The 11,598-nt window shown below is 34.7% G+C and carries 14 protein-coding genes; 7 read left to right on the top strand and 7 right to left on the bottom strand.

The genetic code is table 11. The annotated features are described in order from the left end of the window. Nucleotides 1–82: 82 nt before the first annotated feature. The 3 genes from DM800_RS13570 to licT all read right to left on the bottom strand — a co-directional run bounded on the left by DM800_RS13570 (nt 83) and on the right by licT (nt 4,505). Nucleotides 83–1,522: a 6-phospho-beta-glucosidase gene (locus DM800_RS13570; protein ID WP_147787001.1), complete on the bottom strand. Its 1,440-nt coding sequence runs from the start codon at nt 1,520–1,522 to the stop codon at nt 83–85. 95 nt (nt 1,523–1,617) lie between these two features. Beyond that, complete coding sequence (locus DM800_RS13575; RefSeq protein WP_147787002.1) at nt 1,618–3,510, bottom strand: beta-glucoside-specific PTS transporter subunit IIABC; 1,893 nt, start codon at nt 3,508–3,510, stop codon at nt 1,618–1,620. 146 nt (nt 3,511–3,656) lie between these two features. After that, nucleotides 3,657–4,505, bottom strand: coding sequence for a BglG family transcription antiterminator LicT (gene licT / locus DM800_RS13580; protein WP_147787003.1), 849 nt, complete (start codon nt 4,503–4,505; stop codon nt 3,657–3,659). Nucleotides 4,506–5,063: 558 nt separating this feature from the next. Between licT and DM800_RS13585 the strand changes: the two genes are divergently transcribed. Together DM800_RS13585 and DM800_RS13590 are read left to right on the top strand one after the other, a co-directional pair. After that, nucleotides 5,064–5,330: a YmzC family protein gene (locus tag DM800_RS13585; protein ID WP_076535848.1), complete on the top strand. Its 267-nt coding sequence runs from the start codon at nt 5,064–5,066 to the stop codon at nt 5,328–5,330. Nucleotides 5,331–5,473: 143 nt separating this feature from the next. Continuing rightward, complete coding sequence (locus DM800_RS13590; protein ID WP_000505686.1) at nt 5,474–5,584, top strand: YjcZ family sporulation protein; 111 nt, start codon at nt 5,474–5,476, stop codon at nt 5,582–5,584. A gap of 118 nt (nt 5,585–5,702) precedes the next feature. On the opposite strand, the gene DM800_RS13595 is transcribed toward DM800_RS13590, so the two are convergent. From DM800_RS13595 to DM800_RS13610, 4 genes are all read right to left on the bottom strand, one after another. Further along, nucleotides 5,703–6,257 carry an HPP family protein gene (locus tag DM800_RS13595; RefSeq protein ID WP_147787004.1) on the bottom strand — a complete coding sequence of 185 codons (555 nt, stop codon included), beginning with the start codon at nt 6,255–6,257 and terminating at the stop codon, nt 5,703–5,705. Between the two features lie 118 nt (nt 6,258–6,375). After that, nucleotides 6,376–6,960: a CGNR zinc finger domain-containing protein gene (locus DM800_RS13600; RefSeq protein ID WP_147787005.1), complete on the bottom strand. Its 585-nt coding sequence runs from the start codon at nt 6,958–6,960 to the stop codon at nt 6,376–6,378. A gap of 600 nt (nt 6,961–7,560) precedes the next feature. Further along, nucleotides 7,561–8,388: a class I SAM-dependent methyltransferase gene (locus DM800_RS13605; RefSeq protein WP_147787006.1), complete on the bottom strand. Its 828-nt coding sequence runs from the start codon at nt 8,386–8,388 to the stop codon at nt 7,561–7,563. A 626-nt stretch (nt 8,389–9,014) separates the two neighbouring features. After that, nucleotides 9,015–9,260, bottom strand: a complete 246-nt coding sequence (locus DM800_RS13610; RefSeq protein WP_088062215.1) for a hypothetical protein — start codon at nt 9,258–9,260, stop codon at nt 9,015–9,017. A gap of 199 nt (nt 9,261–9,459) precedes the next feature. Between DM800_RS13610 and DM800_RS13615 the strand changes: the two genes are divergently transcribed. From DM800_RS13615 to DM800_RS13635, 5 genes are all read left to right on the top strand, one after another. After that, nucleotides 9,460–9,585: a YjcZ family sporulation protein gene (locus DM800_RS13615; protein WP_000540377.1), complete on the top strand. Its 126-nt coding sequence runs from the start codon at nt 9,460–9,462 to the stop codon at nt 9,583–9,585. 165 nt (nt 9,586–9,750) lie between these two features. Beyond that, nucleotides 9,751–10,092: a PadR family transcriptional regulator gene (locus DM800_RS13620; protein WP_000683186.1), complete on the top strand. Its 342-nt coding sequence runs from the start codon at nt 9,751–9,753 to the stop codon at nt 10,090–10,092. After that, nucleotides 10,085–10,567 carry a hypothetical protein gene (locus DM800_RS13625; protein ID WP_147787007.1) on the top strand — a complete coding sequence of 161 codons (483 nt, stop codon included), beginning with the start codon at nt 10,085–10,087 and terminating at the stop codon, nt 10,565–10,567. Before DM800_RS13620 ends, DM800_RS13625 begins: the two co-directional genes overlap by 8 nt. Beyond that, nucleotides 10,564–11,091 (top strand): permease, encoded by a 528-nt coding sequence (locus DM800_RS13630; protein ID WP_141542840.1) that lies wholly within the window; start codon nt 10,564–10,566, stop codon nt 11,089–11,091. The genes DM800_RS13625 and DM800_RS13630 overlap by 4 nt, the downstream gene beginning before the upstream one ends. Nucleotides 11,092–11,317: 226 nt before the next feature. Beyond that, nucleotides 11,318–11,518 carry a hypothetical protein gene (locus tag DM800_RS13635; RefSeq protein ID WP_060489065.1) on the top strand — a complete coding sequence of 67 codons (201 nt, stop codon included), beginning with the start codon at nt 11,318–11,320 and terminating at the stop codon, nt 11,516–11,518. Nucleotides 11,519–11,598 lie beyond the last annotated feature (80 nt).

The following is an 11,598-nucleotide window of genomic DNA, read 5'->3' on the forward strand; positions in this document are numbered from 1 at the left end:
TATGTTTGTGTAAAGGGAAATGTCGCTTTATCATTCACAATGAAAAAAAGAAGACATCAATTAAGATGCCTCCTTTTCATACTTAAGACTCCAAACTCTCACCATTCGTCTTAATTACTTCCTTATACCAATCGAAGCTTTTCTTCTTCGATCTTTTTAATGAACCTTTTCCTTCATTATCTTTATCAACGTATATATATCCGTAACGTTTTTTCATTTCTCCAGTAGAAGCACTTACAAGGTCAATTGGGCCCCAGCTTGTATATCCGATAATATCTACTCCATCTTGGATCGCTTCGGACATTTCAATCATATGCTTCTCTAGGTAATCAATACGGTACTCATCATTCACTTCGTCTTCACCATTTAATTGATCGATTGCACCGAGACCGTTTTCAACGACAAATAACGGTTTTTGGTAACGATCGTACAGTTGGTTCGCTGTAATACGGAAGCCTTTCGGATCAATCGTCCATCCCCACTCTGATTTTTCAAGGTATGGATTTTCAACAGAACCGAATACATTCCCGCTCGTTATGCTTTTTAACACTTCTGGATCTGTACTTGTTGCTCGGCTTGCATAGTAGCTAAAGCCAATATAATCAACTGTATGCTCTTTTAAAATTTCCTCGTCTTCTTTTTTCATTTCAATTGTTACATTATTATCTTTAAAGAAGCGTTTTGCGTATCCCGGATATGCGCCTCTTGCTTGTACATCAATAAAGAAAAATGATTCACGGTCTTGTTCCATTGCACGAAGTACATCATCTGGATTACATGTGTACGGATACGTCGCACCCGCAGCAAGCATACAACCGATTTTTGCATCTGGAATGATTTCATGACACGCTTTTACAGCTAACGCACTTGCAACAAGTTGGTGATGCGCCGCTTGATATTGAATTTGTTTTTTATTATCACCTTCTTTAAATGCTAGACCTGCTCCCATGAAAGGTAAATGTAAAAGCATATTAATTTCATTAAACGTCATCCAATATTTCACTTTATCTTTATATCTACTAAAAATCGTTTTTGCGTACGTCTCGAAGAAGTTTACAAGCTTTCTACTTCTCCAGCTTCCATACTTTTCTACTAAATGAACAGGTACATCGAAGTGAGCCATCGTAACAACTGGTTCAATACCGTGCTTTAACAGTTCATCAAACAAATTATCATAAAACTGTAATCCTGCTTCATTTGGCTTTTCATCTTCACCACTTGGGAAAATACGCGTCCACGCAATCGATACACGTAACGCTTTAAATCCCATTTCTGCAAACAACGCAATATCTTCTTTATAACGATGGTAAAAATCAATCGCTTCATGTGACGGGTAAAACTCTCCTTCTACTGGTGTAAAGGAATGAATATTTCCTTTCATAATATCCCAACGATTTTCACCAGTTGGTAATAGATCAACCGTCGTTAATCCTTTTCCGTCTTCTACATATGCGCCTTCAACTTGATTGGCTGCAGTTGCTCCACCCCATAAAAATCCTTTTGGAAAATTAACTTTAGACATATAGAAAAACTCCTTTATATAAGAATGAACGATGAAAGCTATTGTAAGTTTTAAAGAATACCTTTCTTCGTTTGAACCTGTATGAAATGTAACTACTATTTAACTCCTAACTTTAGTAAGGAATCTCCTGCTTGAATCTTTTCTATTTCCGTTTTTTTGATGCTATATTTATCATAATTTGTAACAACAACTGGTGTTGTCACAATGTAACCCGCCTTTTGAATTTCAGCTATATTAAACTCAATAAGTAATTGCCCTTTTTCTACTCTCACTCCTTGTTCAATACGAGAAGAGAAAAATTCGCCATTTAATTTCACAGTATCCATCCCAATATGGATTAAAATTTCAGCACCTGAATCCGCCGTAATTCCTACCGCATGATTCGTCGGGAACAGCGCAGAAATCGTACCTGAAACTGGTGAAAACAACTTTCCTTCTGAAGGCTCAATCGCAACTCCTTCACCTAACGCTCCTGATGCAAATGCAGCATCGTCAATGTTTTGAAGCGGCATAACGGCGCCATGGAAAGGACTAAAGATTATTTCATCATCGTTTGATGCAGCAATTTTATCAATTGTTTCAGCTGTTTCTGTAGATGTTTGCTTTTTCGTAAAACCAAATAAGTAAGTCAAAATAAAACCTACTATTAAAGAAACAACCATTGAAACAATTGCTCCCCAAAATCCAGCTGTAATCCCATCTTTCGGACTAATAAATGTAGGAAGCGTAAATATACCAAGTCCGCCTGTCATATAACTTTGTGTACCAAATACGCCAAGTATTGCGCCGCCAATTCCTCCAGCAATACAGCTCATAATAAACGGCTTTTTAAGAGGAAGTGTAATACCATAAATCGCTGGTTCTGTAACGCCGAAAATACCTGAAATAAAAGCTGGAATGCTAAGTGTTTTTAATTTCTTATCTTTCGTTTTCATCCAAACGCCAAGCACAGCACCAATTTGAGCAAATGAAGCAGCAAATATAAGTGCTAATATCGGATCAACACCGTTTACTGCTAAATTGTTATAGCCAATCGGAACAACGCCCCAATGAAGGCCAAATATGACAAGTACTTGCCAGAAAGCACCGAGTAAAGCACCCGCTACTAATGGGCTTGCATGATAAACCCAAAGCGTCGTCTGTCCTAAAAACTGCCCTGCCCACGTCGCAATTGGACCAATAACGAGAAATGTAACTGGTACAACGATTAATAATGTGAAGAATGGTAATAAAAATGTTTTCACAACATCTGGAATAACTTTCTTTAAAGAATGTTCTACTTTCGCTCCAAAATAAGCAGCGAGAATAATTGGAATAACAGATGATGCATAGTTCATTAAAATAACTGGTATCCCTAAAAACGTAATATGAATTGGTGATTCAAACATCGTTCCTGCAAATAGCGTATATAATGGCTCACTTGCTTTTAAACCGGATAAAGCCGGATAGACTAACGCTCCCCCAATTGCCATACCGATGAATGGTGATCCCCCGAATTTCTTACTTGCTGTATATCCTAAAAAGATCGGGAAGAAATAAAATAACGAATCGCCAACTGCATTTAATATTTGATACGTTCCTGACTGTATACTTAACCAGCCTAACGCTACAAATAATGCATTAAATCCTTTAATCATCCCTGTTGCAGCTAACACCCCTAAAACAGGAGTGAAAATGCTAGAAAGAATATCTATAAGACTACTCTTTTTCTTCTCACTCGTAGTTTCTTCCTCAGCTTCTTGAAACCCTCCAGCAGCAATAACCGCTTTGTATACGTCAGATACATGGTTACCAATTACAACTTGATATTGCCCGCCGCTTTTCATAACAGTCACAACATCTTCCATACTTTTCAGTACTTCTGTATTTGCTTTCCCCTCATCTTTTAACTGAAATCGTAAGCGAGTTATACAATGTACAACGCTATGTATATTTTCTCTCCCGCCAACATTCTTCAGTATGTCTTTTGCTAATTTTTCATACTTCATAGTAACTTTCCCTCCCTACAATCATCCCATTTATTATTTTTATAAAAGAAAAAACCTAAACTAACCATAACGGCGCGATACATACGAATCACTCCATTACAAGTCAATTTAGGTTTTGCCTGCCATACAGTAACAATCCCGTTTATTCAATTACATAATTCATTACGTTTCGTTACACGATGAATGTGCAACGTTACATACACTTTTTCATCTTTTGAAAGATGACTATTATGTACTTTTCGTAAGTATGCTTCAATTTTTTCTGTACAACAATATGCCTCTTCATACTTACTTTTCACTTGCTCGTATAAAAAATCATCATCGGCCGAGTTCAATTCCTTCTGCATTAAACGCTGCGCAAAATACCGTAAATGCGTTACAAAACGACTATAATTAAATGAATTCTCATCTAAGTTCATCTTATAGTGGTACTTTACAACATTTAAAATATCTTGGACGATTTTCGTCATCGCTACCGTTTGTTGCATCGCCAGCTCTCCTTGCTGCGCATTAACGAAATGTAGTGCAATTGACCCTGCTTCATCTTCAGAAAGTCTAAACCCAGTCTCTTCTTCAATTATGTTCAAAGCTTGTAGACCAATTTCAAACTCTTTCTGATAAAACCTCTTAATCTCCCAAAGCAAAGTATTTTTGAGATCCATTCCTTCTTTATGCCGAGTTAAGGCGAAACTTAAGTGATCCGTTAATGTAAGATAAATATAATCACTTAAAGTCCCCGGCAAAACTGTCTTAGCAAACTGAATAATTCTCTCGGTAATCTCTAAATTTTCTACAGGAATTTCAGTTAGCAACCTAGCAAGTTTCTCTGATAATTCTTTTGTTTCTAGCACAAAGGTCTTTTCTATCTTAGATTCATCAATCATATCGCCTATTTTTTTCTGAAATCCCAAACCTCTGCCCATCAGTACAACTTCTGTCTCAGTATCCTTCATCGTACAAACAACATTGTTATTTAAGATTTTATGGATTCTCATATTGTTCCGCCTTCTTCTTCTTAAAGTCACAAAAGGTAATAAAAAAACCTAAACTGATTCCAAAAGCCACACTACACCCGTAGCCTCTAGATCAATTTAGGTTTTGCCTGCCGAACAGTAACAATCCTTTTACTTATTAACTTACCTTTATTATACACAAAGAGTAAGCGGTTGCAATGATAAATTATTGAATATTTTTTTACAAAGAAAAACACTATCCGTTAATCAGCTATTGCTTACATTCATTACAAGACTAGTTATATACATCATTATATTTTACAATTACCGTAGATAACTTACATATTTCACCATGTTTATCATCCTGAATAATCAAACATAATCATTAATAAAATTCCATATAGACCCAGTAATGGTTAAAATGTTATAATGAAACTACCCTACATAGTTACTCATATTCAAACTGAGGAACTAGCGTCTTATTAAGCAATGCGCATAACTCAAATAAAAAAGACACTTTACAGTGTCTTTTTTATTTTTTTTCATAAGAATTATCTCTTTTATAAACAAAATCTACTCAACAACAAAGGAGAATATCGAATGGAGAATACTGTATCGAGAGAACTACGTAACATACGTATATGCCTTATCATCTTGATCATTGTCATTGCGTTTTGGGATCGTGAGAAAACTGTGGAAATCACTGACCACGGTAGCGACCCTATCGTAAACACCAGCAATATGACCCCAGTTGGCGATAATACATTTGCCTATAAAGACGAATCTAATCAAATTAAAATATTTAAATTTAACCCAGATACAAATGAAATAAAACTAATAAAAGAATTTTATGCTAACGAATATTAATTACATAAAGGCATCTTAAGGTGTCTTTTTTTATTTTCAAAAGGACCTGCTCACGTTTATGCGTCAAAACATAAAGTAAATAGAATCCGTTAAAAAACACGAGTGACCCTTTGTTTTCCCCTCTTATTAAAGGAGGAACTATTATGGGATTTGGTGGTAGTTGCGGCGGAAGCTGCGGTTTTTCTGGAGGATTTGCTTTACTAGTTGTATTATTTATTTTATTGATCATTGTTGGAGCTTCTTGCTTCTGCTAAAAAACTATTGGAAAAGACACTCTTATACGGGTGTCTTTTCTTTGTAAACTAAAATGTATGTGAAATGAAAACATAGTAAAAACGGGATACTTACTCAAATTGTTTTTCACCTTATAAATTATATCCAAAAAGTTGGATAGCTCCTTTTACTACTCATATTATTAATAAATAAAGCAATAACTACAATAACAAGGGAACCAACTAAAACCGGTGTTACTAAATAACTCCAACTGTATGCTCCTAAAATAACGACAATGGGATCAGCCCCTGCCGGAGGATGCGTTGTTCTTGTTAACATCATAACAGCAATCGACATACCAACTGCTAAAGCAATTGTCCAATATTCATTCCCAAACAAATAATATATTGATAGACCAATGAAAGTTGAAATCAAATGTCCTCCAATAATATTACGCGGCTGAGATAGCGGTGCATTCCAAACTCCAAACGCTAATACACAACTCGCTCCAAATGGAGCCATTAGTAATTCTGTAGAAGTTATACTCGTTAAATATGTTAAGGTGAGAATCGTTAAAAATCCCCCCAATAATCCCGTTAAAGAGTCCTTTATATTTACTTGTAATGGACTTCTTCCTTTCCCTTTCATTTTTGCAAAATATCGTACACTTATTGGTTGATCCTCTTTCTGCTTAGCTGCTGTTATATTACTCATCATTCTCCTCCTTTATTTACCAATAATTATATTCCGAACAAACTAACCAGTCAATATTAATTTTAGAGGTTAGTTTAAAAATACAGAAAAAAAGAATCAACTGTTATAAGTTGATTCCCTAAACTTCTTCAGACTTTCGAACCTGAAATTTTGCTACCTTTTTTCGGTTCCCACATATTTTCATAGAACACCATTTTCGCTTTCCACTTTTATCTATAAATAATAAAACACAGTCAGGGTTTGAACACCTTTTAAGAGAAATAAGCTCATTTGATGCTATTAACGTTAAAGCATCAAATGCAATTAACGATACAAGTACATCCTCAATTTTTCCAACTGGAATAGGTACTAAACTCTGTTCAATAACTTTATATGTAAATGGTGCCTTCTCAATTTGTTTTTCTAAATACGTAATAAAATCATCAGAAATTTCGTGCTGATCGGCAATTGCCTCAAACTGTTTTCTCAGTAATTCTCTTAGCTCTAGTATGCTAGATGTAACTTGATTCATTCGCTCTTGAATTCCTATAAGTGGTTTTTCGTCCCAAAAAGGAAGATTAACCTTTATTACATGTAGCCATTCTAATACATCTTCATCTGTTATTAATAAATCATAACGTTGTCCACGCCTAACTAACTCTGTATTCACTAAATCTAATGAGAGATTTCCAGATATAAGCGGGAATTGTTTTCTTTCCTGCATGTACTCATCACCTACTCTTTAAACAATCATATTCCAAATTAATACAGAAGTGCAACTTTTTTATAAACTACAAAGTATGAAGACCAAAGCCTTTAGCCATAATTATGACTAAAGGCTTTTTGTATATAACTTAAAAAGGAGCTGACTGTATGGAACATAATAAAAACGGGATGCTTGCTTTAATCGTTCTGTTTGTAGGACTAGCTTTTTTTGTTTTCGGTATGGTTTATCATTTATGGGGCTCCGTTTAAAACAAAAATGAATCGCATCGTTAGAAACGTTCTCAAACACCTCTATCCCCACCTACAATTTATGAATAGTCCTTGAGATAATCTCCTTACATACTACATGTTGTAAAATGATAATAAAGTTATTAAATTTTAAAGGCTCAAACAAGCATAACCCCGTTCTAAATTTAGGACGAGGTTATGCTTGTTTAATTTTTAAAGTAAAATATTTACTACACTAAAAAATATAATAATAAAGCCATTTAAAAATCTAAGTTTTATCCAACAATAGCTGCCGTTTGTTGAAAAGAAAAAATATTGCTTTTTGAAAAAATTTATAACATATATTTCTTTCTCTTTGTTCGATTTAACCTTATTTTTCTAACAATAAGGCTATAGTTTGACTTCCTCCGTTGCCAGTTTCACCAGAAACATCATCGTAAATTTCTTTTACAGTAAACCCTACAGCAGTTACCTCTTTGATGAATAATTCTTTTGTGAAGAATTGATACCAAATGTTGTAAGTTTCTATTTTATCATCGGTTACCACTGTTGTTTGTTCTAATGTTACTCTATCAGGATATTTGAGATTTCTACCGAAAGCTAAATAGCAATCCTTTGACCAGAAACCACCATTTTCATTCATACTCCAATATTGTTCTTCCTTGAACTGATCAAATTTATTTTGAGAGAAAACATCCAATAACAACTTTCCACCATCCTTCAGACTGTTCCAAATGTTGAAAAGTAATTTACTACGATTTTCAGGCGCAAGAGCACCATAATCACAATATATCAATAGGGCCAAGTCATACATATTTGAATCATTTAATTCCAAATAATTTTCATAACGATATTCAATATCATAATCTAACTTTTTTGCTTGTTCTTTAGCATAACGAATTGAGTTTTCAGAGAAGTCTATCCCTGTTACTGTATAACCTTTTCTAGCTAATCGCTCACTATACAGACCTGGGCCACAACCTAAGTCTAGTACTTTTTGACAATATTTTTTGGGAGCTATTTGTTGGATAAATTCAATAGATTTATCAATAAACTGAAAACTCCTACTAGCTCCTTCAGTATCAGAGCTTAAATGAACCTCTAATAATTTTTTAGCAATATAAGGATCTTGCCAAAAAACATTATCAGTTTGTTCAAATCGTGAAGGTACCTGCAATTGATTTAATAAATTATTCATAAAAACTTCCTCCTAAAAATTTTTAAACACAAAAAAAACCGCAGAGCTTTACTCTGCGGTTAAAAAAGAGAACAAGTCCGTAGAGTAAAAAAATCAAATGGGCATACCGAATAAACACATAAAAATGCGTATTTCAGTTTGCTTCAAATTGATTTATTTACTCTTTTCCAGTCATAACAAAGTTCACGAAAATCAAACTTCTGCTATGCCGAACTTCTTCACCTATCCTTTTAGTATTTGTATAAATATAACAGACCATAAACTACGAGGTCAACTGCTAGTTTAACCCATTATTCAAGGATATGGCCCGATTGTTGAGTAGAATGAATTGCATTTTCAAACAACTTTTTTCACTTTTTACATGTAGAGTTTTTTATGAATAGACATCTATTAAAAATAAACGAGAAATAACAGACAACTAAAATATATAAGATTAACATCCTATAATCTATATATATATGCAATATTACATAAAAATATTTACTATTACATGCTATACTAAAACAGGAGTCGACAATCGTTATTTTCTTCTTATTTTTAAAGCAATATGGATATACCTTCTTAAATCATTTGGATTGTACAAGTAAAAGAAGACATCTTACTAGATGTCTTCTTTTCTTATATTTTTATGAATTCCTTTGAGCAGCTGCTCTCCAAGCACGAAAAGATGTTGGGTGTCCAGAATGAGCTCTTTGCTTTGCAGCAGCAACAGCTGGTTTTTCTTCAATAGTCGTTGGTTTCTCTTCCACAATCGCTGATTTTTCTTCAAGAGTAGTCACAGCAGTTTGTATTTTTTCCAACTGCTCTTTTAAAGCTTGCTGTTCAATCTTTAAATCCGTAAGTAATCGTAAAATCATTTCAGAATTGGCCATAAAGATCCTCCTTCCCCCAATACACAGAATAAAATAGAATATGTCATCAGCATAATACCCGTGACAAAAATAAGGTCGTCAACTCTTTTAAAATCTAAGCTCCTTTTATTTTTCAAAAGGACCTGCTCAAGTTTATCCGTAAAAACATAAAGTAAATTAAATCCATTAATTAATGGTCTTTATGGAAGGAGGAGTTAATATGGGCTATGGAGGTAGTTGTGGTGGAGGCTGCGGTTTCGGCGGCGGATTCGCTTTACTAGTTGTACTCTTTATTTTATTAATCATCGTTGGAGCTAGCTGTTGGGGCGGCGGATTCGGCTGCTAAAGGAAGGCACTCTTGAGAGTGTCTTTTTTTTATGTTTTTAGATGTACAGCCCCTTCGTATTCGCACATTTTAAAATTGACATAGTACTTCATGCACCATATACTGTTAACAACAGTATACTGTCATTAACAGTATAAATCCTAATTCATTCTAGGAGGTATATCCATGAAACATACAGGAAGACATACAGGTGCATTTCTTTTGTTATTTCTAGCTGAAGGAGATAACTATGGCGGGCAATTACTACAAAAGTGCGAAGAAGAACTTCCCGTCAATCCAATCGATAGCGCCATTTTATATCGCACGCTAAAAAAGTTAGAAAACGAAGGTGCAATCGAATCTTACGTAAGTACAGATCATCAAGACAAACCGAGAAAGATGTACAAAATTACGCCTGCTGGAAAGGAACAATTGGCAGACTTTCAAATGGACATTGAAGAAAAAATGAAGAACTTATCCTTTTTCATAGACAAATATAAGGACTTAAAGGATTCCGACCATGATTAACGGCGTGATTCTTTACACTTTAGCCATTATTCTTACGTGGATTTCTTTTATGAAGGACCGCACGAAGACGAAAAAAGCTCTAATGAAGTCGTGGAAAATGTTTCGCAATCTTCTACCTGCGATGCTCTCCATCATGCTTTTCGTTGGCTTATCGCTTTCTATATTAACACCGTCTTTCATCTCTTCTATTATTGGGGAGCAATCTGGATTGTTAGGTATTATTTATTCAGCAATACTCGGATCCGTTGCACTTATTCCAAGCTTCGTCGTATTCCCACTTGGTAATACGTTAGTACAACACGGTGCAGGCCTTCCTCAAGTTGCGGCACTTATGTCTACACTCATGTCAGTAGGAATTACAACATTACCGATGGAACAAAAAATATTCGGACGAAGCTTTGCTTACGCACGTAATGCATCTGCATTACTCATGTCTCTGCTATTCTCCTATATCATTTGGGTGGTGATGGTATGAAGGAATTAAAAAGATATCGCTTCTTTTTCATTTTATTACTGGGGCTCTTTGTCTTAACCTTTATAAATCATTCTTTAGGATGGAGCGCATTACAATTAACAGGGAATAGCATTTTAGATATGTTGTTTCTCCTTCCTCCTGTCCTACTATTTGTAGGATTGCTTGATCAATGGGTGAAGAAAGAAACGCTCATGAAATATATGGGCGAAAATTCTGGCGTATACGGAATCTTATTCTCTCTCTTATTAGGCGGCATTGCGGCTGGTCCGCTCTACGTTGCCTTCCCAATTGCAGCACTACTCTTACAAAAAGGCGCAAGTATTCGGTACATCGTCTTTTTCTTAGGCGTTTGGACAACTGCGAAATTGCCAATTCTCGTGTATGAATTCTCTTCATTTGGAGCTACTTTTACACTCATTCATATTTGCTTTGGGCTAGTATTCTTCTATATTATGGGGCTTATTTTTGAGAGGTTTTATGATCAGGGGCAGTTGCTTCGGTATGATGTTACAGAGGAAATGTAGGAGTAACAAACATTGGATAACAGACGCTGAAAATCGAACTGTCATTGAAGTATCTTTAATTTCAACTACTTTAAAGGAGATGTCCCAAGAGTCATTTTTTGACTATGTGACATCTCCTTTTTATTTTAGAAACATTACCATAACCTTAATTCGATACAGTATAATAAATATATAATACAGAAATTTCCATGTTCTTGTTTTGTAATATTTTTGGGAGGTGATTATCTTGAGTAAAAACGTGAATTTACTTCTTCAAATAGGAATTGGAATTATCATTATGATCGCACCTATTATCATCATAGGATTAATGTATGATGGATCGACAGCTATGGGCAATTTATTAGTTGCCGAATTTATAATGAGAATACTTTCCCTTATTATCGGCCTTTTAGTCATTAGCAAAGCTTTACATCGTTATTCCCAATAGTTATTCATCCTCAAAAAGGATAGCCATTGAACATACAACATTTATACAAATAAACTAACGATTATATTGTGTCCTCCATT

This window comes from Bacillus sp. AY18-3 (assembly GCF_008042305.1).
In the GTDB taxonomy this organism is placed as follows: domain Bacteria; phylum Bacillota; class Bacilli; order Bacillales; family Bacillaceae_G; genus Bacillus_A; species Bacillus_A wiedmannii.

What these genes read in the sequence shown, in the direction of transcription:
- DM800_RS13570 (WP_147787001.1), bottom strand. Translation starts at nt 1,522, where the DNA reads ATGTCTAAAGTTAATTTTCCAAAAGGATTTTTATGGGGTGGAGCAACT.
- DM800_RS13575 (WP_147787002.1), bottom strand. Translation starts at nt 3,510, where the DNA reads ATGAAGTATGAAAAATTAGCAAAAGACATACTGAAGAATGTTGGCGGG.
- licT (WP_147787003.1), bottom strand. Translation starts at nt 4,505, where the DNA reads ATGAGAATCCATAAAATCTTAAATAACAATGTTGTTTGTACGATGAAG.
- DM800_RS13585 (WP_076535848.1), top strand. Translation starts at nt 5,064, where the DNA reads ATGGAGAATACTGTATCGAGAGAACTACGTAACATACGTATATGCCTT.
- DM800_RS13590 (WP_000505686.1), top strand. Translation starts at nt 5,474, where the DNA reads ATGGGATTTGGTGGTAGTTGCGGCGGAAGCTGCGGTTTTTCTGGAGGA.
- DM800_RS13595 (WP_147787004.1), bottom strand. Translation starts at nt 6,257, where the DNA reads ATGAGTAATATAACAGCAGCTAAGCAGAAAGAGGATCAACCAATAAGT.
- DM800_RS13600 (WP_147787005.1), bottom strand. Translation starts at nt 6,960, where the DNA reads ATGCAGGAAAGAAAACAATTCCCGCTTATATCTGGAAATCTCTCATTA.
- DM800_RS13605 (WP_147787006.1), bottom strand. Translation starts at nt 8,388, where the DNA reads ATGAATAATTTATTAAATCAATTGCAGGTACCTTCACGATTTGAACAA.
- DM800_RS13610 (WP_088062215.1), bottom strand. Translation starts at nt 9,260, where the DNA reads ATGGCCAATTCTGAAATGATTTTACGATTACTTACGGATTTAAAGATT.
- DM800_RS13615 (WP_000540377.1), top strand. Translation starts at nt 9,460, where the DNA reads ATGGGCTATGGAGGTAGTTGTGGTGGAGGCTGCGGTTTCGGCGGCGGA.
- DM800_RS13620 (WP_000683186.1), top strand. Translation starts at nt 9,751, where the DNA reads ATGAAACATACAGGAAGACATACAGGTGCATTTCTTTTGTTATTTCTA.
- DM800_RS13625 (WP_147787007.1), top strand. Translation starts at nt 10,085, where the DNA reads ATGATTAACGGCGTGATTCTTTACACTTTAGCCATTATTCTTACGTGG.
- DM800_RS13630 (WP_141542840.1), top strand. Translation starts at nt 10,564, where the DNA reads ATGAAGGAATTAAAAAGATATCGCTTCTTTTTCATTTTATTACTGGGG.